Source organism: Gardnerella sp. DNF00550, assembly GCF_049262685.1.
In the GTDB taxonomy this organism is placed as follows: domain Bacteria; phylum Actinomycetota; class Actinomycetes; order Actinomycetales; family Bifidobacteriaceae; genus Bifidobacterium; species Bifidobacterium leopoldii.
The window spans coordinates 433,223-455,079 of sequence record NZ_CP058397.1 but is presented as its reverse complement, the minus strand read 5'-3'; the positions used below and the strand labels follow the sequence as shown (position 1 = coordinate 455,079).

18 protein-coding genes are annotated in these 21,857 nt (G+C 42.5%); 7 read left to right on the top strand and 11 right to left on the bottom strand.

Annotation, left to right across the window (positions count from 1 at the left end; all coding sequences use genetic code 11):
- Nucleotides 1-9: 9 nt before the first annotated feature.
- Nucleotides 10-1,191 (bottom strand): metal ABC transporter substrate-binding protein, encoded by a 1,182-nt coding sequence (locus HXT29_RS01575; RefSeq protein ID WP_004108796.1) that lies wholly within the window; start codon nt 1,189-1,191, stop codon nt 10-12.
- Nucleotides 1,192-1,663: 472 nt separating this feature from the next.
- Between HXT29_RS01575 and HXT29_RS01570 the strand changes: the two genes are divergently transcribed.
- From HXT29_RS01570 to HXT29_RS01555, 4 genes are all read left to right on the top strand, one after another.
- Nucleotides 1,664-2,794: an ADP-dependent NAD(P)H-hydrate dehydratase gene (locus tag HXT29_RS01570; RefSeq protein WP_422118457.1), complete on the top strand. Its 1,131-nt coding sequence runs from the start codon at nt 1,664-1,666 to the stop codon at nt 2,792-2,794.
- A 98-nt stretch (nt 2,795-2,892) separates the two neighbouring features.
- Nucleotides 2,893-3,543: an HAD family hydrolase gene (locus HXT29_RS01565; protein ID WP_004119121.1), complete on the top strand. Its 651-nt coding sequence runs from the start codon at nt 2,893-2,895 to the stop codon at nt 3,541-3,543.
- Nucleotides 3,544-3,725: 182 nt separating this feature from the next.
- Nucleotides 3,726-4,658 (top strand): LysR family transcriptional regulator, encoded by a 933-nt coding sequence (locus tag HXT29_RS01560; protein ID WP_004106527.1) that lies wholly within the window; start codon nt 3,726-3,728, stop codon nt 4,656-4,658.
- A 118-nt stretch (nt 4,659-4,776) separates the two neighbouring features.
- Nucleotides 4,777-5,226 carry a Panacea domain-containing protein gene (locus tag HXT29_RS01555; protein WP_064340324.1) on the top strand — a complete coding sequence of 150 codons (450 nt, stop codon included), beginning with the start codon at nt 4,777-4,779 and terminating at the stop codon, nt 5,224-5,226.
- A 380-nt stretch (nt 5,227-5,606) separates the two neighbouring features.
- Here the strand turns inward: HXT29_RS01555 and HXT29_RS01550 are convergent, their stop codons facing one another.
- The 3 genes from HXT29_RS01550 to lepA are packed head-to-tail and all read right to left on the bottom strand — an operon-like array spanning nt 5,607 to nt 9,319.
- Complete coding sequence (locus HXT29_RS01550) at nt 5,607-6,062, bottom strand: hypothetical protein (protein WP_004106523.1); 456 nt, start codon at nt 6,060-6,062, stop codon at nt 5,607-5,609.
- Nucleotides 6,063-6,119: 57 nt separating this feature from the next.
- Complete coding sequence (gene hemW / locus HXT29_RS01545; RefSeq protein ID WP_101886061.1) at nt 6,120-7,442, bottom strand: radical SAM family heme chaperone HemW; 1,323 nt, start codon at nt 7,440-7,442, stop codon at nt 6,120-6,122.
- Complete coding sequence (gene lepA, locus HXT29_RS01540; protein WP_032842496.1) at nt 7,439-9,319, bottom strand: translation elongation factor 4; 1,881 nt, start codon at nt 9,317-9,319, stop codon at nt 7,439-7,441. Before lepA ends, hemW begins: the two co-directional genes overlap by 4 nt.
- A gap of 722 nt (nt 9,320-10,041) precedes the next feature.
- Between lepA and rpsT the strand changes: the two genes are divergently transcribed.
- Nucleotides 10,042-10,302, top strand: a complete 261-nt coding sequence (gene rpsT / locus HXT29_RS01535) for a 30S ribosomal protein S20 (protein ID WP_004106518.1) — start codon at nt 10,042-10,044, stop codon at nt 10,300-10,302.
- Nucleotides 10,303-10,393: 91 nt separating this feature from the next.
- On the opposite strand, the gene HXT29_RS01530 is transcribed toward rpsT, so the two are convergent.
- The 3 genes from HXT29_RS01530 to HXT29_RS01520 all read right to left on the bottom strand — a co-directional run bounded on the left by HXT29_RS01530 (nt 10,394) and on the right by HXT29_RS01520 (nt 13,313).
- Nucleotides 10,394-11,107 (bottom strand): trimeric intracellular cation channel family protein, encoded by a 714-nt coding sequence (locus HXT29_RS01530; protein ID WP_032842495.1) that lies wholly within the window; start codon nt 11,105-11,107, stop codon nt 10,394-10,396.
- Nucleotides 11,108-11,249: 142 nt separating this feature from the next.
- Entirely contained in the window at nt 11,250-12,419 is a 1,170-nt protein-coding gene (locus tag HXT29_RS01525; protein ID WP_004106516.1) for a branched-chain amino acid aminotransferase, read from the bottom strand.
- Nucleotides 12,420-12,698: 279 nt separating this feature from the next.
- Entirely contained in the window at nt 12,699-13,313 is a 615-nt protein-coding gene (locus tag HXT29_RS01520; RefSeq protein ID WP_422118414.1) for a 50S ribosomal protein L25/general stress protein Ctc, read from the bottom strand.
- A 337-nt stretch (nt 13,314-13,650) separates the two neighbouring features.
- On the opposite strand from HXT29_RS01520, the gene HXT29_RS01515 reads away from it, so the two are divergent.
- Nucleotides 13,651-15,699: an AMP-dependent synthetase/ligase gene (locus tag HXT29_RS01515; protein WP_004106511.1), complete on the top strand. Its 2,049-nt coding sequence runs from the start codon at nt 13,651-13,653 to the stop codon at nt 15,697-15,699.
- A gap of 175 nt (nt 15,700-15,874) precedes the next feature.
- Nucleotides 15,875-17,311: a CAP domain-containing protein gene (locus HXT29_RS01510; RefSeq protein ID WP_422118413.1), complete on the top strand. Its 1,437-nt coding sequence runs from the start codon at nt 15,875-15,877 to the stop codon at nt 17,309-17,311.
- Nucleotides 17,312-17,501: 190 nt separating this feature from the next.
- Here HXT29_RS01510 and era read toward each other — a convergent pair whose 3' ends face one another.
- The 4 genes from era to HXT29_RS01490 all read right to left on the bottom strand — a co-directional run bounded on the left by era (nt 17,502) and on the right by HXT29_RS01490 (nt 21,854).
- Nucleotides 17,502-18,497 carry a GTPase Era gene (gene era / locus HXT29_RS01505; protein WP_004119093.1) on the bottom strand — a complete coding sequence of 332 codons (996 nt, stop codon included), beginning with the start codon at nt 18,495-18,497 and terminating at the stop codon, nt 17,502-17,504.
- A 70-nt stretch (nt 18,498-18,567) separates the two neighbouring features.
- The gene (locus HXT29_RS01500) at nt 18,568-20,076 is read right to left on the bottom strand and encodes a hemolysin family protein (protein WP_415706158.1); all 1,509 of its coding nucleotides are present in this window, start codon (nt 20,074-20,076) and stop codon (nt 18,568-18,570) included.
- A gap of 20 nt (nt 20,077-20,096) precedes the next feature.
- Nucleotides 20,097-20,657 (bottom strand): rRNA maturation RNase YbeY, encoded by a 561-nt coding sequence (ybeY, locus tag HXT29_RS01495; RefSeq protein ID WP_064340645.1) that lies wholly within the window; start codon nt 20,655-20,657, stop codon nt 20,097-20,099.
- A gap of 3 nt (nt 20,658-20,660) precedes the next feature.
- Nucleotides 20,661-21,854 (bottom strand): PhoH family protein, encoded by a 1,194-nt coding sequence (locus HXT29_RS01490; protein ID WP_174163857.1) that lies wholly within the window; start codon nt 21,852-21,854, stop codon nt 20,661-20,663.
- Between the last annotated feature and the right edge of the window lie 3 nt (nt 21,855-21,857).

The window sequence follows — 21,857 nt, the reverse complement described above, 5'->3', positions numbered from 1 at the left end:
ATTTATATGTTACTTCTTCAATGCAGTCTTAACTGAATCTGGAAGTTCAGGAACATTACCATTCCAAGCTTTCACCAATGTTTCAACATTGTGAACAATGGAACCGATGTAAGTTTCTCCGGCAGATCCGACTGGTCCAAGCGAATCTCCATAAAGTGCGTCGTCGCCAATAACAGCCTTTACTCCTGCTGCTGCAGCAACAGCCTTGATAGACTTGGAATTGTTAGAATTCTCAGCAAAAATCGCAACAGCTCCGGACTTCTTGACATCTTCTGCAGCTTTCTGAATATGATCTGCAGTAGCATCCTGCTGGCTGTTGAAATCAGAAAGTGCTGCACCAATGAACTTCACATTGTAGTCACGAGAGAAGTAACCGAATGCATCGTGAGAAGTGAAGAGAACACGATGCTTTTGTGGCACACTATTCAAAGCTTTAGTTGCCCAAGCATCCAAATCAGTCAAAGACTTAACGAACTTTTCAACATGCTCATCGAAAATAGACTTGCTCTTAGGAAGAGCTTTCCCAAGGAAATAACCGATATTCTTAACCTGAATCATCGTGTTCTTCGTGCTGGTCCAAATATGTGGATCGTACTGGAATTCAGGCTCCTTCTCGCCTTCTTCTGGAGGGAATGGCCACTTTTCAGCATGCACCTTAGCGATACCGCGATCAACCTTGTATGGAAGATCCTTTTCCTTAGCAGTCTCAGCCTTTGGATCCTTGATTTCATCAGCAGTGAGAATACCGGAAGTCACACCCATAGTGCCCTTAAAACCGGTAGCTTTCACAGCTTGATCCAAGAAGTGCTCGAGATCTACACCAGAAACGAGCATCAAATCAGCCTTAGAAAGAGCTTTAGATTGAGCTGGAGTCATTTCATGCTCATGAGCAGAAGCGTTTGGTGCAAGCAAGCAGGTCAAATTAATTGTTGACTTTGCTTTGTCTTGAGGAGCTCCGATTACAGACTTCTTGCCCTGAGAATCAGTCTTATTGAGGCTCAATCCAGATTTTGCGTCAGCAGTTGAAGCGATTTGAGTTACGTAATCGCAAATTTGAGTTGTAGTTGCCACTACATTTACTTGATTGCCCTTCGCCTTATTTTCGGCATTTTTTGCAGAGCCGCAAGCACCCATAGAAGTTGCTAATAATGCAACCGCAGCTGCAGTTGCGAAAATTCGTGAAGTTTTCACACTCGTTCCTTTCGGGAATCTTTAACTATTATTGCATGGGTTGATTGTGAGAGGTACTCATGAAAGCTATTCATGAAAAAAATAATCATTCGCAATAACGCTTATAGCATAAGAAAAATATGCGTGACGGTCAATAAAAAATGTGAAAAAATATAATTATTTTTGCAAAAATGCGTTTCGCGACTTTTCCATCTGTTATAATGCAAAATTTCAAAAAAGACCGTGCTACTTTCTGCTTTATCTTGCATTAAAAAACGTTAATATACCAACGAAAAAATAAATGTGATTATAACATTTGAACAAATTTATTAATCAGGCATTTTTGTTTATTTTTTACGCAAAACTAGTAGCGACACGCCGTAACACTCACGACACGCAGAATAACAAAAAAATTACAAATATTTTCAAAATGTTTACAAATTGTAACAATACATAAGTTTAGACAATAATACACATGTTTAGCCAACTCTGCATGTGCTTAACAGCAATTACACTTAATACTATGTTTGGCAATACAGATGGTATGAATTACATTGCAAAACCCGACAGTTCACGCACTGACGATAAAAACTCTGCAACTAATGAAATATCAGTAGATATTCATCTTGCTTCCACACCATTGCGCACGCCTCACGCAAGCGATAATAAATATTCAAGAGGTGTTCTAGGCGTAATTACCGGTTCAAACGACTATCCCGGAGCAGCAGTGTTAAGTACAAGCGCTGCAATACATGCAAATATTGGAATGGTTCGTTATTCAGGTCCTCTTCGCGCACAAAACTTAGTATTGCAAGCATCGCCTGAGGTAGTAGCATCTGAACAATTAAACGGAAAAATAGACGCAATAACAGTTGGATGCGGCATACCAGACGAAAGCCATTGTAACGACGAAACTGCTTTATCTCAAAGAAAATACATTGCTAGCATACTTGCAAAATACTCCAACGAAAACGACAACAAAAACGAAAACGACAACGCTGAAACGCAATTAAATAACAATCTTCCGCCAATATGCGTAGATGCTGGAGCATTAGACTTACTACCAAAACAAGTTTGCGAAAAAGTAGTTCTCACACCTCATGCAGGAGAATTAAGCTCGCTTTTTACTAGATACGATTTAGAAGTAAGCGCACAACAAATATCTAGCAACCCAACACACTACGCTCAAAAAGCAGCCGATCTTACTGGAGCAACTGTGTTAGTTAAAGGCGCAACAACAGCAGTTGCTTCACCATCATCGCTGCACTCTCCTATTTATATTGCACAATACACTCCATCTTGGCTAGCAACTGCAGGCTCAGGAGATGTGCTAGCAGGAATTCTAGGAGCATTGTTGGCTCAGCACGAAAAAGATAACGAAAACGACAACAACAACGACAACGCAAATAACGAAAATTACGCACTTATTGCAGCGAGCGCAGCTGTGATTCATGGAGTTTGCGCAGTATTTGCATCACGCAGTAGCGGAGGAAACAATTACACTCAACTAGTGCAAGACATAGTGAAATCAAAGCATGCTTTAACTTTGGAACATCCAATTGTGGCAAGCGACATTATAAATGCATTACCGCATGTTCTTGGGATTCTTATTAATATAAAGTAGCGCGCAGAATAATATCAATAGCGTGCAAAATTAACGCATGAAACAAAATACGCAAATGTAAAATAACGTATGAAACAAAATAGAAGGAGTAGAAACAAATGACTAACGCACAAAATATTGAAATCCATGACGTTATGTTTGACTATTGCAAAGTTCTACTCGAATGGAATTGCCGAAACTGTTTGCAAAAGCAATTCCCGAATTTAGTTGATACTATTTGCCCTAATGGAAGCTTTGGAAAGAACGATTTAGCCGGGTTCTATGAATTTGAGGACCGCATGGATGGCGGCGAGCTTTTGAAAGATCTTATGCCTGAATACGAACGTCGCTTTGGAAGCGAACTTGCTGAAGCTTTCCGTTGGTATTGTGCTCATTATGACCAAGTTTTGACGCGCATGATGCCTGGAATGGTTGATTTATTGCATGATCTGCGTAAAGCTGGATACGGCGTGTGGGGCTTAACGAATTGGTCTAAAGAAACTTTCCCACTTGCTTTACGTAAATTCCCAGAACTTTCTACTCTTTTACAAGGAACTATTATTTCCGGTGTTGAGCATTTGCATAAGCCAGAACCGGAAATTTTTGAACTTGCTATAAGTAGATTTGGATTGAATCCGCAAACAACTGTTTTCTTCGACGACAAACCAGCAAATATTGATGGAGCTCATAGAGTTGGCATGCATGGCTTTGTTTTTACAACCGCAGAGCAGGCGCGTAAGGATTTAGCTTCAGTGGGAGTAAATCTTTAATAATATTGCTTAAATATTTAGCTTATATTACTAAGATCATGTATGAGACTATGGTTATGTGAAACTATGGTTATGGCAACTAAAAATTAAGTTATGCCTATACCTTTTGCTAGATTCGTTAGCGGTTCATTTATGTGATTTTTGATGATTATCGTAACTTTTAGCTCACGAAAGAAGCTCGTATGACTTTGCTACAACTGAAATATATTGTAAAAATCGTTGACTGCGGTTCAATGAACGAAGCAGCACGAGCACTATATATTTCACAACCAGCATTGAGTTCTTCTGTAAAAGAGCTTGAAAAAGAACTTAACATTGAAATTTTCACTAGGTCCACTCAAGGAATTGCATTAACAGCTGATGGAGCGGAATTTTTGACGTACGCTCGACAAGTAATTGAGCAGGCAGATCTTCTTGAAGAACGATACAAAAGTACTAAGCCTCGCCCACAATTATGCAGCGTTGCAACACAACACTATATGTTTGCTGTTGAAGCATTCGTCGATATGATTCGCAGTATTCATTCTGATGAATACGAGTTTTCAATTCGCGAGACACGCACAAAAAATATTATTAAGCAAGTAAGCGATATGCGCGCAGACCTTGGAATTCTTTATCTTTCTGACTACAACAAGGATGTAATCGGCAAGCTGCTTCGTGAAAAACATTTGGAGTTCCACCCGCTTTTCCGTGCAAAATTGCATGTTTTTCTTTCTAGAAACAATCCGCTTGCAGTGCGAAAAAGCTTGAGCTTGGAAGATTTAAAACCGTACCCGTTTATTCAATACGAACAGGGAGAAGAAGGAAGTTTCTTCTTCGCAGAAGAGGCTGTTTGGCCTACTCGCCCACCGAAAAAAATCAACGTTTCTGACCGCGCTACCATTTTAAACTTTATTATTGGGTTGAATGGTTATACTGTTTGCACTGGAATAGATAACGGCGATTTAAACAATGAAAAAATTGTCACTATTCCGCTTGAATGCGATGACACTATGCTTGTTGGCTGGATTACCAACGAGCGCACGAAGCTTTCAAGAGCTTCACTCGCTTATCTTACGCAACTTAAATCTGTGCTTGTAAGACATGGCTACGCGCTTATAGATTCACAAAATTAACGCAAGCAAAAAACTACGCATAATAAAAGTTGTCCACATTTCTTTAATCGAATTGACGCTCACTTTTTCCATTCATAAAATCGCTATTAATTTGTTGCAGAGAAAAAGGAGGTGCGCGATGGGTATTATTAACGTAGCGGCAAAAATATTGGAAATTATGGGGCCAATGACAACTATGAAGCTGCAAAAGCTTGTGTATTATTCTCAAGCGCACAGCTTAGCTACAACTGGATTGTCGCTATTTCCGGAAGATTTTGAAGCTTGGACGAACGGTCCAGTTTCATTGGAATTATTTAACAGGCATCGAGGAAGATTCACAATTCGCAAAGAGGAACTACTGATTTCTCTTCCAGAAAGATGCGCAACTTTAGAATATGAGCAGGTGAAGATTATAGAGGAAGTGTGCGCAAAACTTGGAAATCTTACAGGAAATCAGCTCAGCGAAAGAACACATAAAGAAGATCCGTGGATTCGCGCGAGAATCGGCATATCTGCAAATCAAGGCAGCGAGGAAATAATTTCCAAGAAGTCAATGCGAGATTACTACATTAAGCATCCTATTGTGTAAATGCGCGAATGTCCGAAGAGCGCCAACTAGAGACCGTAACGCAGTATGCGCTCGCGCGCTTTGGCCGAGCTTGAAATCAACAGGATTTCAAGCTCTTTCAAAGCGTGATTTGGCTCAATTGTGAAGCACGGTGTGCTTCACATGCCAAATCAGCCGAACGGCTACCAATAGCCGTGAGGAATAAGCGCTCGCTTACGAAACTCGCGTTGGAAGTCCACTGGACTTCCAACTTAAGCGAGTTTCCGCTCCGAGTTGCTTTCGCGCGCTACGCTCTAAGCGCGAAAGCAGTTCGGAGCGCACACAAATAACTAAGGCGAGCACGTTGTTATTAGCAAGTGCCCGCCTTAATTATTAAAAACATTCTTATTTTATAAGTACATCTAAATCGCAGTGCCGTGCTCGTCAAGGCGCGGATTCTGCCTAGAATTACTAAAGCTAAAGAACAAGCCAAACACGCCTAATGCAAACAAAACAGAAACTACCACAACAAGCACAATAGGCTGATTAGGAAGCCACATAATCACCAAGAAAGCAAGCGCTGAAAGCAAAATCACAGCCCAGGAAAACACTCCAACAACTTTACGAACAACATTCCAAGTATCATCGCCAACCTGAGATCGCTTAACATTGCGAGCCAATCTCTCCTCCTCAGCTGTCACGTTAGACGTTGGCTTCCAAGGACCAGTTCCCCTCTCTTGAAGTCTTCTAGAGCGTTCTTGTAAATTGTATTCGTCAATCATGCCTCCGCGAGCGCGACCTTTTGTTTCATCATATTGAGAAGGAATCCCTTTGCGGCTCTGCCTTTCCTTCGCGCGACGCTCTTTGCGGTTTGCCATGATTGTTCCTTTCTACATTGAATTTTCTTATATCAAGCATTTATGACACAATACGCATTATTTTAGCACGGTCATACCTTCTTCACACGCGTCAACAATTCTTTCTATTAATAAATCGTTGAGCAGCCTACCTTTGCGTGTTGCGATAATGCGATTTTCGTGCAACACTGCCAAATCTTCCTTACACACTTCGCGTAACACTTTTTGCAAATGTGAATCATCGAACACCTTATTAGTTTCGCGCATTTTTTCGCACAATTGCGAAATATCAAGCCCTTCTTTAATGCGAAGCCCAAGCATTACCTCTTCAATAAGCGCGTCTTCAGCATTTATACACTCGTAGTTTTGCCACGGCACGTTTCCTGCGTTAATAGCATGAGCCCAATGTTTTGGGTGCAAAATATCCCATGAGCGAAGGTTATAAAACTCACTTGTATTAGCTAAAGAAGCACTATCATCCATGCTTTGTTTACTAATGTGATTTGCAGCATTGTAGTGCGAATGTGCTCCAGGACCAATTCCAGCCCAATCAATATTTCGCCAGTAGCCAAGATTATGACGAGACTCAAAACCAGGACGCGCCCAATTAGAAATCTCGTACCATTGTAATCCAGCAGAGTTAAAAAGTTCGTCTGCCAACTCGTATTTTGCGGCTTCATCATCATCATTTGGCGCTTGAATAGTGCCAGCAGCGATTTGACGGCCCATTTTTGTACGCGGCTCTACCGTTAGCGCGTATGCAGAAATATGGTTAACGCCTAGACTTAAAGCCATTTCTACCGACTTTCGCCAATCGTCTAAACTCTCCCCCGGAGCTCCATAAATCAAGTCAACGCTTGAACGCAAGCCACATGCGTTTGCTGCGTTTACACCGCGAGTTACATTTTCTGGAGTATGAGTACGGTCAAGAGTTTTAAGAACATGCGGAACAGCCGATTGCATTCCAAAAGATATTCGAGTAAATCCACCTTCTGCAAGCGTCTCAATATACTTTTCATCTGCAGTATCCGGATTTGCTTCAGTAGTTATTTCCGCTCCAGTTTTCAATCCCCACAAGCTACGTATTTCTTGCAAAATTCGCACTAAGTCGCGCGCTTTAAGAACTGTTGGAGTGCCGCCGCCGAAGAAAACAGATTGCGCTTTAGGCTCGAAAATCCCGTGATATTCCTGCCATTTTTTTACGAGTTGCATTTCACGAATCGCAACATCCGCGTACCCTTCGCGACTTGCTCCCTCTCCTAAATCGCGAGCAGTATACGTATTAAAATCGCAATAACCGCAACGACGCAAACAAAACGGCACATGCACGTACACTTCAAAAGGCATACTTTTAGTTTGCATAGCTGACTTATTTAATTCAGCATCCAACTCTAAACTCATCCCTCGGACTTTTGTGCTGCACGAATCTTATCTTTAGTGTCTCTGTCGTTTGCGCTCTCGTCTGTAGCTAATGCAGCAACAAACGCTTCTTGAGGAACTTCAACATGGCCGAGCATCTTCATACGCTTCTTACCAGCCTTCTGCTTTTCGAGAAGCTTACGTTTACGCGTAATATCGCCGCCGTAGCATTTAGCGAGCACGTCTTTTCGAAGTGCGCTAATAGTTTCGCGAGCAATAATTCTAGAGCCGATTGCAGCTTGAATTGGGATCTCAAATTGCTGGCGAGGAATAAGTCCACGAAGCTTCTTAGTCATCATGACGCCGTAAGAATAAGCCTTATCGCGGTGCACAATTGCGCTAAAAGCGTCAACCTTATCTCCCTGAATAAGAATATCAACCTTCACAAGATCCGCAGACTGCTCGCCGTCTTCATGGTAGTCGAGAGAAGCGTAGCCTTTTGTGCGACTTTTAAGCTGATCGAAGAAGTCAAAAACGATTTCTGCAAGAGGAATCCTGTAATGCATCTCCACGCGGTCGGCACTAATATATTCCATTGTGCCCATTTCTCCGCGATGTTCCTGACACAAATCCATTACAGCACCAATAAATTCTTTCGGCGTAATAATATCGGCAGCAACCATTGGTTCAATAATGCGCTTAATCTTGCCTTCTGGAAACTCGCTAGGATTCGTTACATGATGCTCTTTACCATCTTCGCTAGTAACGTCATAAGTTACGTTAGGAGCAGTGGAAATAAGATCCAAGCCAAACTCGCGGCTTAAACGCTCGGAAACAATCTCCATATGAAGAAGACCTAAGAATCCGCAACGGAAACCAAAGCCCAACGCAACAGACGTTTCTGGCTCGTAAATAAGAGCAGCATCGTTAAGTTTTAGCTTGTCGAGAGCATCTCGAAGATCTGGGAATTGCGCGTTATCAATTGGGAAAAGACCTGCGTAAACCATAGGTTTAGGATCGCGATAACCATCCAAAGGCTCAGATGCAGGATTTATAGCGCTGGTAATGGTGTCGCCGACTTTAGATTGACTCACGTCTTTTGCGCCTGTAATTACATAGCCTACTTCTCCGGCTCCAAGCGCCTTAGTTGGAGTCATATCTGGGCTAATAACACCGATTTCAATAGGATCGTGCGTCATGCCGATTCCCATCATATGCAACTTTTCGCGCGACTTAAGTTCGCCATCAACCATACGAATATAGGTGACGATTCCGCGATACGAATCGTATACTGAATCAAAAATAAGAGCGCGAGCAGGAGCATCAGGATTTCCGCTTGGGGCTGGAACTTCCAGCACAATTTGATCAAGTAAGTCTTTAACACCTTCGCCGGTTTTACCAGAAACGCGCAACACGTCCTCCGGCTTGCAACCAATTAAACCAGCTATTTCTTCAGCATGCTTATCTGGTTCAGCGCTAGGCAAATCGATTTTGTTAAGAACAGGAATAATCGTTAAATTATGGTCGATTGCCATATAAAGATTAGAAAGAGTTTGCGCTTCAATTCCTTGGGTTGCATCTACCAACAGCACCGCACCTTCGCATGCTGCCAGCGCGCGCGAAACTTCGTAAGTAAAATCGACGTGTCCAGGAGTATCAATCATTCCAAGCGAATACTCTTTGCCTTCAAAAGTCCAAGGAACGCGAACAGCCTGCGATTTAATAGTAATACCGCGCTCTTGCTCAATATCCATGCGATCCAAGAAACGGTCTCGCATTTCACGCTCTGGCACGATTCCTGAAAGTTGTAAAATGCGATCTGCTACAGTGGACTTGCCATGATCTATATGCGCAATAATGCAGAAATTGCGTATCAACGATTGATCCGTAAATCCTGGCTGGTTATGCGGTGTAATCAAAGCAAGCATCTCCTTATTAAATACGCGGATAGTATTAAATTGCGTAAGCTACGCAAGTAATTAATCTTACCAACTCTACTACCCTATTTTATAATATAAATCAATATTTTTAGCACTTATTGAGTTTTGACAATACAAAATAACGCTACGCAAAAAACTAATAGCTTATTTGACTTAATATTCGTCGTTATCAGTTAAGTAAGTATTCACGTGGTAGAGATTTGAGATTTTTCGCACTGAGCGCGGACGCTCGCGCGGGTAACGCGCTTGCTACGAAACTCGCGTTGGAAGTCCACTGGACTTCCAACCTGAGCGAGTTTCCGCTCCGAGTTGCCTTCGCGCGCTACGCTTTAAGCGCTCAGGCAGGTCGTCGCGCAGAACCGCAGGCTGCTGATTCGCCAAGCGAAGAAGAAAAATCGAAAAATCTCTGCGATTAACACGGTTATTAAAGATTAAACACGCAGAGTTTGGGGGATTTCTCTACGAGCACTAAAAGAGGACTGAGAAGCTACATTCTTTAAAGAAAGACGAACACACTAAGCTCTTTTAGCAGCCAGAGCGCACGAAGGACGGGACGTGCGAGGAGAGAAATCCCCCAAAACTCGCGCCACATTGAGGAGGAAATCCCAAAACGAACAATAGAAACGAATAACGTTATCTAATAAGCATGATACACTTACTATTTGTATGTCCTTATATAGCAAACGTCGTTTGGAGTAACAGTGGCAAACATTAAGTCGCAGAAAAAGCGTGTTCTCACTAACGAGAAAGCACATAAGCGTAACGTAGCAGTAAAGTCTGCTTTGAAGACCGCTATTCGTGCTACTCGTGAAGCCATCACCGCTGGTGATAAGGCTGCAGCGCAGGCCGCTTTCGCAGTAGCCGCTAAGAAGCTTGACAAGGCTGCAGGTCGTGGCGTGATTCATAAGAATCAGGCTGCAAACCGCAAGTCTGGTCTTGCTGTAGCGATTAACGCTCTGTGAAGTTTGTGCAGATAACTGCATAACACAGCATGTAAGGAAAATCCCCAGTACCAATCGGTGCTGGGGATTATTTTTATCATCGTATGCAATATTAGCGGTGACGACGATTATTAATACGACGAATACGAGGACGTCTAACCTTAATAGGTTCCGTGCGGTTCATTGCTCCAAATAAAGTTAAATCTAGTTTCACAGACAACAAGCGCATTGCAACAACAAGAACAACAATAAGAACATCAAGCAATATTTCAACAGTTAAACCAAAGTAACCTGCATGCTTTGCTTTTACAACAAAAACAGTTAATACACATCCAAGAGCAGCAGGTAAAGCATACCAATGCTTATCTCGCACAATAACAGGAACTTGGTTCAAAATCATGTCGCGAATCAAACCGCCACCCAAAGCAGTTGCCATTCCTAAAAATACTGAAGCCATACCAGACATGTGAAAATCCAAACCTTTTGCTGTGCCATTCACAGCAAACAGACCCAACGCCAAGGCATCAAGCGTAAGCATAAGCCAACGCCATTTATCAATCTCAGGGTGAGCAACAGCCACAATAACACCAGAAAGCAGACCTGTAATAACAAAACCACGATCAGCAATACCAACAGGCGGCAATGCTCCAAGCAACACATCACGAACAATACCGCCACCCAATGCAGTTATCCAAGACGTAGTAATAATCGCAAAAACATCATAATTCTTACGAATAGCCCACATGCCGCCAACCATGCCACAACATCCCATAGCAACATACTCAACTATAAGAAAAAAGACGTTATCCCCTAACGCACCTTCCAAAGCATTTCCCTTCAAATAAATTCGCCAAAACACTACGTGTATAACAAACAAACGCGTTGTACTCTATACGATATCTAAATATATAGAGTACAACGCGCCATAAGCAACATTAGATGAGATAATATTAACTAACTTATATAAATTAGTCGCAAACTTTCCACATCCAGTTATGCTTATCTTCGACATCACCGAGCTGAATGCCAAGTAACTCATCGCGCAAAGCCTGAGTTAACTCACCAACGCCACCATCGGCAACCTTAAGATCGAATTCATCGGACTTAAAACGACCAATTGGCGTAATGATTGCAGCAGTACCGCAAGCAAAGACTTCAGTAACCTCGCCAGAACGAATATCGTCAAGCAACCCTTGAAGAGGAATCATGGTTTCAACAACCTTATGTCCTGCTTCCTCAGCAAGCTGAATCAAAGAACGACGCGTAACGCCAGGAAGAATGCTGCCAGTAAGAGATGGAGTTTCCAAATGGCCATCCTTGTGGAGTGCGAACATATTCATGCCACCAAGCTCTTCCAAATATGTCTTAGTTGCAGCATCAACGAAGCACACTTGCTCACAACCATGCTCAATACCCTTGTATTCACCAAGTAAGGAAGCTGCATAATTTCCACCACACTTAGCAAAACCAGTACCACCAGGACCAGTGCGGAACCACTGATCTTCAACCCAAATGCTAACAGGCTTCAAACCACCCTTGAAGTATGGGCCGGATGGAGAAGCAATAACACAGTATTCAACTTCGTGAGCTTCGCGCACACCGAGGAACGGCTCGGAAGCAAACATGAATGGACGCATGTAAAGCGTATACTCTCGACGGCTCGGAACCCATTGCTTGTCTCGCTTTACCAAGGCTGCAACCGATCCAATAAAATCATCAATAGAGAGTTCCGGCAAATACAAACGCTTAGCAGAATTTTGGAAACGAGCAGCATTAATATCTGGGCGGAAAAGCCAAATAGAGCCGTCGGCGCGCTTATAAGCCTTCAAACCTTCAAAGCACTCCTGAGCATAGTGCAACACAGATGCACCTGGATCCATTTTCAATGGACCATAAGGCTCTACACGACGATCAGACCATCCTTCACCTTTAGTCCAAGACATATGAACCATATTGTCGGAGAAAATCTGACCGAAAGCAGGCTTATCAATAAGTTCGTTGCGTTTTGCATCCGAAACTGGATTATCATTCGGCAGAACTTCAAAGTTGCCAGCCAATTTGTTCAACAGAGCTGTATCGCTATGATCATAAGACTCATAAGCGTCAGAAAACTCTGGAGCTACTTCTAAATCAGCCATTATGTCTCTTTTCTATGTGGATTATTTCTACTTGCCTTTTACCGCAATTAACGTATAGATTAATACGATTCTTGTTTTTCGCAAAACTTACACGCCAAAATATCTTAAGAAATATTTTAAAAAATATGCTTTAAAATAAAAATTATTTAGCAAATTTGTTGATTTTATATGAAAAAAGCCGCATAAGAACTGACTTATGCGGCTTAAAATTTTAAACTATTTTATAAGTTATGAATTATAAGTTAATTAGTAATCAAATACATTAACTTATTTTATAACTTACTTTTCTTCTGCAGCTGGAGCGGCAGCAGGAGCAGCAGCAGCAGCTGGAGCAGCAGCTTCGGCTGTAGCAGCATCTTCAGGAACAGTGACGCTCACCACGGATTCTTCGCCATCCATATCGAGCTCAACACCCTGAGGAAGCTTGACATCCTTAGCAAACACCTTGGTACCGTCGGTCAAACCATCAACGTTAACAACCAAACGCTCTGGCAAGTTAGCAACGTCTGCGCGAACCTTGAGCTCCTGGACATCCACGAATGCAACTGCAGCACCCTTTGGAGTGCCTTCAACGAAGACTGGAACTTCAACGTCAATCTTTTCGCCAGCCTTAACTTCGTAGAAGTCAATGTGTTCTACAATGCGCTTAACAGGGTTACGCTGAACATCCTTAACAACTGCAATGCGAGATTCCTCGCCAAACTTAATAGTGAACAAAGCATTAGCGTGACGCAAAGCCAAAGTGGTCTCGCGCATTGGAAGAGTAACATGCACTGGTTCAGCACCGCCAGCATAAAGGCTTGCTGGAATCAGCTTAGCTACGCGCAAACGACGAGCAACACCCTTACCAAACTCAGTGCGCAATTCTCCTTCAAGAGTAATTTTTGTAGCCATATCGGTCTCCTTATGGTCTGGATAGTTTAGTTTGTTAATCCAGCTTCAGGCGCACCGACGCGCCGAAAACCATAAGAGGCTATCAGCCCAGTCGATAACGGAACTCTGCCAACAAACTAATCACAAGCTAGTGGCATATTCCCTCGCCAAAGCAACTTTGCTATTCTAACGACAGGCTACGACTTATAGCAAATACAAAATTATTACTAATCAAATCGAATATAACTGCTACTTGAGCATACAAACGATTATTATAGTTAATAGTATGTAAGTGCATAGCATGATACTATGATGTGCGCTTAATCCGCAAGCCGTTTGGCATAATGAAGGAGCAAATGTGTCCGTTTTTAATGCACTCCAACAGCAAGCGTTTAATCTTGCCCGTAAAGCATTGCGTATTGGCAGTAACTTCGCGCACCCAGTCAGTGATGACCGTGCAGGCGGACCAGACTACCTTAATACGGATCAAGAAAACACAAATACTTTACTTTCACAAAAACAACGCCTTCCACACGTAGAAGAGTGGGGTGCGCAAATGCCAACAACGACGTTTATCGATCCGGAAACAGGCTTGCTGACCACAAAAACCGAAAGCGCAGCACCTCTTGACGATGGCACAAGCATTTATGACTTATACGCAGATCGTGCAGCACGTATGGGCGACGATCCTCTTTACACTTATAAAGAAAACGATAAGTGGGTCACAAAAACGGCTAATCAGTTCCTTCAAGAAGTACGCGATGCCGCAAAAGGTTTGATGCACTACGGATTGCGCAAAGGCGACGCTGTTGCTTTTATGTGCAAAACATCATACGAGTGGGATGTAACAGACGCAGCAGTTATGGCTTGCGGCGGTGTTCTTGCAACTATTTATGACACGGATTCAGCTGAGCAAATTCGCAATATTGTGAATAATTCCGACTCGCGTTTCCTTATTGTTGAAACAACTGACATGCGAGATAAAGCTGATGGAGCTATTGAAGAATGCCCAAGTTTGGAACGCATTATTTGCATTGAAACAGGCGGTTTAGCAGAACTTCAAGCTTTCGGATACGCTGTTAGCGATGAGGAACTAGATGCTCGCATTGATTCTGTAAAGAAAACAGACTTGTGCTCTATTGTTTACACTTCTGGCTCCACAGCTGCACCTAAAGGTGTGGAAATGACTCACGAACACTATTGCACTACAGCGTTGAATTTGCCTGTTTACTTGCCAAATTTGCTTAGCGAAAAAGACGGCTCTGTGCTTCTGTTCCTTCCTCAAGCACACTCTTTTGCAAGAGCAATTAACTATATTGTTGTTGCAAGTACGTTGCGCATTTATATTGCTCAAGGTATTCCTACTTTGATTTCCGATTTGCAAGTTGCAAAACCTACGGTTATGATTGTTGTCCCTCGAGTTCTTGAGAAGGTTTATAACGCAGCTTCGCAGAAGGCTGGTCACGGTGCTAAAGGCTTGGCTTTCCAGGGTGCTGTTGTGACAGCACAGCAGTATATGAAGGAAGTTCAGGAATTTGGTGACGCTAAAGCTCTTACTAAAGCTCGCCGCACTGCTTACGATCCGCTTGTTTATCGTCCACTTCGCCAAGCTCTTGGCGGTCGCGCACGCTGGATTGTTGCAGGTGGAGCTCCTCTAGATCCTGAATTGCTTTCATTCTTCCGCGGAGCAGGAGTTCCTGTCTACGAAGGTTATGGTCTTACAGAAACTACTGCACCATGCGCGTTTACTCCTATTGGAGTTCCATTCCGAGAAGGTTCTGTTGGCATTGCATTCCCAGCTTTTACTTTGCGAATCGCATCCGACGGCGAAGTTCAAATTAAAGGCACTTGCGTATTCCATAAGTATCACAAAAACGATGAAGCAACAGAAACTTCATTTACTAAAGACGGATGGTACGCAACAGGCGATTTGGGACGAATTGACGACGATGGCATGCTTTATATTACCGGACGTAAGAAGGATTTGATTATTACTGCTGGCGGTAAGAATGTTGCTCCTGGACCTATTGAAGAGATGATTAAGAGATGCGAACTTGTGTCTCAGGCTCTCGTTCTGGGAGATAAGCGTCCGTTTATTTCTGCACTTGTTACTTTAGACGAAGAAACTTTACGAAATTGGCTTAAACTCAAGGGTCTTGACGCTACTATGAGCATGGAAGAGGCTGCTAATAATGCTGTCGTTCGTGCTGAAGTGCAAAAATTTATAGATCTTGCCAATGAAGGCGTGTCACGCGCAGAATCTGTGCGAAAGTTCATTATTTTGCCAGAAGAGTTTACGCAAGAAAACGGCTTAATGACTGCGTCTATGAAGATTATTCGTCCACGAGTTATTAAGCGCTACACTACTTTACTTAATACACAAATGTATACGACGCGCAAAAAGTAGTTTGTTTAAATTAACTCAGCTGAACGCACACAATTTACCCCGTATTTGGAAAGTTAATATATTTAACTCTACAAATGCGGGGTAAATTGCATAAAAAATACACATTTAAAATGTTTCACATACTTATTAAAATTATGCGTGCAAGGGAATTTTTCCTACAAGAAAGAGAACAATTATGAATAAAAACAAAACTATAAAATCTGAAAGAAAAGTTTATTCAAATACTTTTTCTAAGAAACTTACTGCCGCAAGCGTAGCGGTAATTTTAACTGGGGCTTCTATCTCAATGTTTGCAGTTACTGCCAATAGTGCATATGCAAACGAAACTGATTTAAAACAACCTACTGTTCTTATTCCTAACAATAAAGTCACTTACAATGTAGCATCAGCTCCACTAACAAAAGGCGCAACAACTTCACAAAGCAGTGTAGAAAAGACTGCCGCAGGTCTTTTTAGATTTGCAATGAACGATCCTTCTCTTACTGCGGCACAGCGCGAAGATGCTCGCAAAGCTTACGAAACTTTGACCGGACAATTAAATAAGCCAAGCTGGTACGACTCAAAGGTGACTTTAGGAAAAGGAGATATTTACCCAGATTCTCTTTCTCGCTTAAGCAAAGCAATATCTTATATGCAAGCAATTAATGCTTATCGCCAAAGCATAGGATTAAGTCCTATGGGCGTAAGCCTTCAATTAACCGCTGATGCAATTAACGATGCATTCTATTCTGCAAACTACATCGGTCATGCTCGTCACTATAATACTTATGAAAATTTGGCTTGGGCTGATTACGGCGATGGTTCATACACCGGTGGCACAACACCTGAAACAATGACTGGCGCAATGAAGCAGTGGATTACAGACGAAAAGAAAGTTTACGACGAATACAAGTCACGTGGACAAGAGGCTCCAGAAGGCGAAGTTGGTCACTATTTGAACTTCATTAACGGCTCACTTGGTTCAATGGGATTCACTACTGGAAACATTAGTAATGAGTACGGTAGCATTGCAGCATGGGATGCTTCAACAGAAAGCGCTCCTTTCACAATCGAACAATACAAACAACTTATTGACAGGTACATCAATGGTAATGGTGGATCTTCCAGCCAAACACCAACACCGTCAGTTCCTGATCACACCGTGCCATCGGTTCCTGACCACACCGTGCCGTCAGTTCCTGACCACAACGTTCCGTCAGATCCTGAAGTAGATCATACTGTTACACCAGATGTTATGCCAAATATCAATATTCCAGAAGAATATCCAAGCTTTAGCCATTCCGATTACAATATTGGTGTAGGAGATATCAATTCTTCTAACTTCGGCTTAGGAGACTTCAACTTCGGCTTAGGCAACACCACCGACTTCAGCGGAACCAACATCGGAGACTTCAACTTCGGCTTAGGCAACACCACCGACTTCAGCGGAACCAACATCGGAGACTTCAACTTCGGCTTAGGCAACACCACCGACTTCAGCGGAACCAACATCGGAGACTCTAGCTTGGGAGACTTCAACTTCGGAGACTTAAACGGCTCCAACGCTTCAACTACTTTACCTGCATCTAGCACTACGGATACCCCTGTAGTTGATCCTGACACACTTCTGTAAGAAGCTGAAATCTAATTAACAAACAAAAATGAAGTGACGCAGCGGCATTCACCGTTGCGTCACTTTTTATTACAACTTATTTGCAAAGAATTGTGTTTTCAACTTGAGTAAGGTTACTCTCATAATCACTTCCACAGAAACCATTATTACTTATTAAGTAGATTGTCACAAAATAAGTAAATATGCTCTACTAGAACCCCAAACGCTCAAGCTTCTTAGGATCGCTCTGCCATCCTTTTGCAACCTTCACATGCAATTCAAGCACAGCTTTTGTGCCAGTAATACGATTTACAGCCGTGCGCAAACGCTTCTTTACGCGCACTAAATGCTCCGCACGATGGCCAATAATAATCGGCTTTTGAGAATCACGCTCAACATAAACAGATACAAGCACATGCGCTTTATTGTCGTCGTATTGAGTATCCTCTCCACCGCCCGGATACACAATATCGTCAACTACAACAGCTAAAGAATGAGGCAACTCGTCGTCCAACTCTTCCAAAAATGCGCCGCGAATAAGCTCCGAAATCATGCTTTCTGGGCTTTCCTCACTAAGCTGATCCGCCGGATACATTTGCGGACCTTCAGGCAAGTTTTGAATCAAAACATTCTTAACTTCGTCAACATTGTCGCGTTCCAACGCACTAACCGGCACGATATCCGTAAAATCAGCAAACTGTTGTATTTGAAGCAAATGCTCAACTAACTCGCTGCGGCTAAGCGTATCAATTTTCGTAACAATGCCGATAAGCGGAACTTTCCAAGTCCAATTGCCCTTCTCATCTTTTTTAGCAAAATCAGAACGAAGTCGACTCAGAATTCGCCTATCTCCAGGTCCTATCTCCTGGTCTGCTGGAAGCAAGAATGCAATCGCGTCAACATCTGAAAGTGACTCGTCAACAATATCATTCAAACGCTGACCAAGAAGCGTACGAGGACGGTGAATACCTGGAGTATCAACCAACACCATTTGTGCATTATCGGTAGTAACAATCCCTCGAATAGCTTTACGCGTAGTTTCCGGACGAGACGACGCAATAGCAATTTGCGTACCAATAAGAGCATTCATAAGCGTAGACTTACCAACGTTTGGTCTACCAACTACAGCTACGAAACCGGAACGATAACCGTGAAAATCAGGAGTAGAAATCGTTGCGCGAGTTGAAGCGTCTAGATTTGCAAACATCTCGTCGTCGAAGTCATCAGTATCATCAAAGTTGTTAATATTATTCACGTTATTCTTACCGTCCAGTTCTTTATTTCAGCATATTCGTTTGTTTCATAGTACTAGCTTGCTTCAAAGCATTGGTTTGTTTGCTTTCAGCAGATTTTTCGGAAGAGCTAATGTCATTTTGATTATCCTTAGAATCCTTAGACTCTTCCAAAACTTGTGCATCTCGTTCTACTAAAATAGTAGATACTTTCTTTCGCCTACCAGCTGAATCTACAGCAGTTAATTTTAGTCCTCTTGTAACAGCGCTGGAACCAACAATCGGCACATTACCAATCAACTTCGTAAGCAAACCAAACACAGTATCCACATCGTCTTCGTCAATATGAACTTCAAAAATATCTTCCAAATCTGCGATTGACGTTCGAGCAGGCATCTTCCACACGCCGTCACGTATTTCTTCTGGATCTGCATGCTGAGTGCGATCGTGCTCATCTTCCAACTCGCCAACAATTTGCTCAATAGCATCCTCAATAGTAACCAAGCCTGCAATACCGCCGTATTCGTCAACCACTACTGCCACATGCTGGCGAATTCGTTGCATTTCGTGGAATAAATCGTCAACCGGCTTCGACTCAGGAACAAGCATAGGGTCTCGGCTAATTGTTTCAACTGCTCTAGAAGATGCTGCAGGATTAAACACAGTAGCGCGTACAGCATCCTTCAAATAAGCAACACCTACTAAATCATCTACAGAATCTCCAATAACGGGAACTCGAGAAAATCCTGAACGAGAGCATAATTTAAGGAAATTTTCCAGCGTTTCGTCGCTTTTTACGCAAATCATATCGGTTCTAGGTACCATTATTTCGCGAGTCAAAGTATCTGAAAGCGTGAGCACATTGCGCATCATTTCCGAAACTTCCGGATCGAAATCATTCGCTTCAACAAGTCGGTCAATACTCGCCTTCGCTTGATCTAGCTGAATATCTTCCAAAGCTTCATCATCTGAAAGATCAACATGCTTTTTCCTAGAAGTGACGTCAACATCGCTAGCAATATGCACTAAAGGATTAATCGCAATAGCAATAGACACAATGCGAGAAAGTCGCATCAACTTTGCTACAGGTTGAGCCGCACCAACTGAACGTGGACGAACAAGAATAGAAATCACAGCTACAGCTACTGAAACAACAACACCAATAATAAGAGTTACCCATAAAGGCGAGCCGAAAAATGCAGCTAAAGAAGCAAACAAAACTCCATCTAAAACGTTACATAGCACACGCACAAAAGCGCATGCTCCAGAAGTTGTATAACGGTCAGCAATCAGTTTTTTTACACGATGGATTCTAGCAATTCGACGCATACGCACTATGGCACTAGTTTCATCATCATGCGTTTGTGCTTCAATCATAAGATTATTTAAGCTTGCACGAGTAACTCTAGGCACTGCCCCTTCTGCAGCAGCCATCGCAAGAGAAAGCCATACAAGCAGTATTGCCAGCACAAGCAATGCGGCTAAGCCAATCCAGATATGCAACGGCAATTGCGGAACTGATATGCTAGAAAATATTTGCTTAATATATTCCATAATTATGCTCTTAATGCGCTTTAATGCTGTTTTTTATTTTTATTTTTGACACTACTCGCTTCATGCTCAGCATCGTAACGCTCAAGCTCGTTTACTGCACCTTCTGGCAAAGTTGCATCGTACAATTCTCCAGATCGAGCAGCGAAAAAAGTAAGCATTAGTTGACGTTGCAAACCAAACATTTGCTTTTCTTCTTCCGGAGTAGTGTGATCGTAGCCAAGCAGATGCAAAATGCCGTGAATAGTTAGTAACAACATTTCTTCCATAGTACTATGCCCAGCTGCGAGCGCCTGCTGCTGAGCAACCCATGGGCAAATCACCAAGTCGCCAAGCATTCCTTCAGAAACTTTTTCATCGCTTCCAGGAGTAAGCTCGTCCATTGGGAAACTCATAACATCCGTTGGGCCTTCTAGGTTCATCCAACGTTCATGCAAACAGGCAATTGGCTCTGGATCAACAAAAGTAATCGATAAATCCGAATGCGTACTTACTTTCATTTGTTGAAGAACCCACATTCCAAGATCTGAGAAGATTTTAGCGTCAATATTCCACACTGTTTCATTCATGACTTCAATGCTCATGATTTATCCGTTATTCCTCTCAGTAGATTCTTTAGTACGTTCACGTTTTTTACGCTCAAGCATTGCATCGTAATTTTCGTATGCTTCCACAATACGACCAACTAAAGCATGACGCACAACGTCTTCTGCTTGCAAATGCACAAAAGCAATATCTTTAACTTCGCCCAAAATCTTCTCAATAGAAACAAGACCGGAACGCACAACTGCTAAATCAACCTGCGTGCTATCTCCTGTAATCACCATGGTTGTATTAAAACCGAGTCGAGTTAGGAACATTTTTAATTGCTGAACAGTCGCATTTTGCGCTTCATCAAGAATAACAAAAGCATCGTTTAATGTGCGACCTCGCATATAAGCAAGAGGAGCAACTTCAACAACATTCTCGTCAAGATAGCGTTTTAGTTGTGCAGATCCAAGCATATCAGAAAGCGCATCATAGAGTGGGCGCAAATATGGATCAACTTTATCGTTTAAAGTGCCAGGCAAGAATCCTAAGTTTTCGCCAGCTTCAACAGCAGGACGAGTAAGAACAATTCTGCGAACTCTTCCATCTTCCAATGCACGAACAGCTTTAGCAACTGCTAAATACGTTTTTCCAGTACCAGCAGGACCAATTCCAAACGTTACAATATTGCAATCCATTGCTTGCACGTACGCTGTTTGCCCAGCAGTTTTTGCACGAACAGGATTTCCTCCAGCAAACGTGATCACGCCTTTACTCATTCGAGCTCTTCTGCTCATAGCACGGCGATGTGCTTCTTCGCTAGAAGGCAACAGCTCACTTGAATCTCTTGAAAACTCATTTTCAGCGCGCGAAACAGGATTATTAATTGCATAGGATGAAGAAATAATACTATTTCCAAGCACTCCACCATCATGACCGATACGGTTTATGCGCACATTGTGTTCATCGTTATGCAAAATATCACGCTCAAGCATGCGTCTTACTTCGTATGCATCCATAGGTTGTTCGTAAGCTGCATCAATCATGCGCCTAAACGCATACTCAGCTTTAGCTGCATCTTCATCTGCTCTAGCTGAACGAGCAACAATTTGAACATCTTTGCCTCGCACAGTAATATCTGCTTCTGGAAAAGCATGTTCCACCTCACGCAAACCAGCATCTGCAGCACCTAAAACTGCAACCGAGCTTAATTCGCTAGGAATTTGCACAAAACGCGTAGTACTTTTCGTCACGAT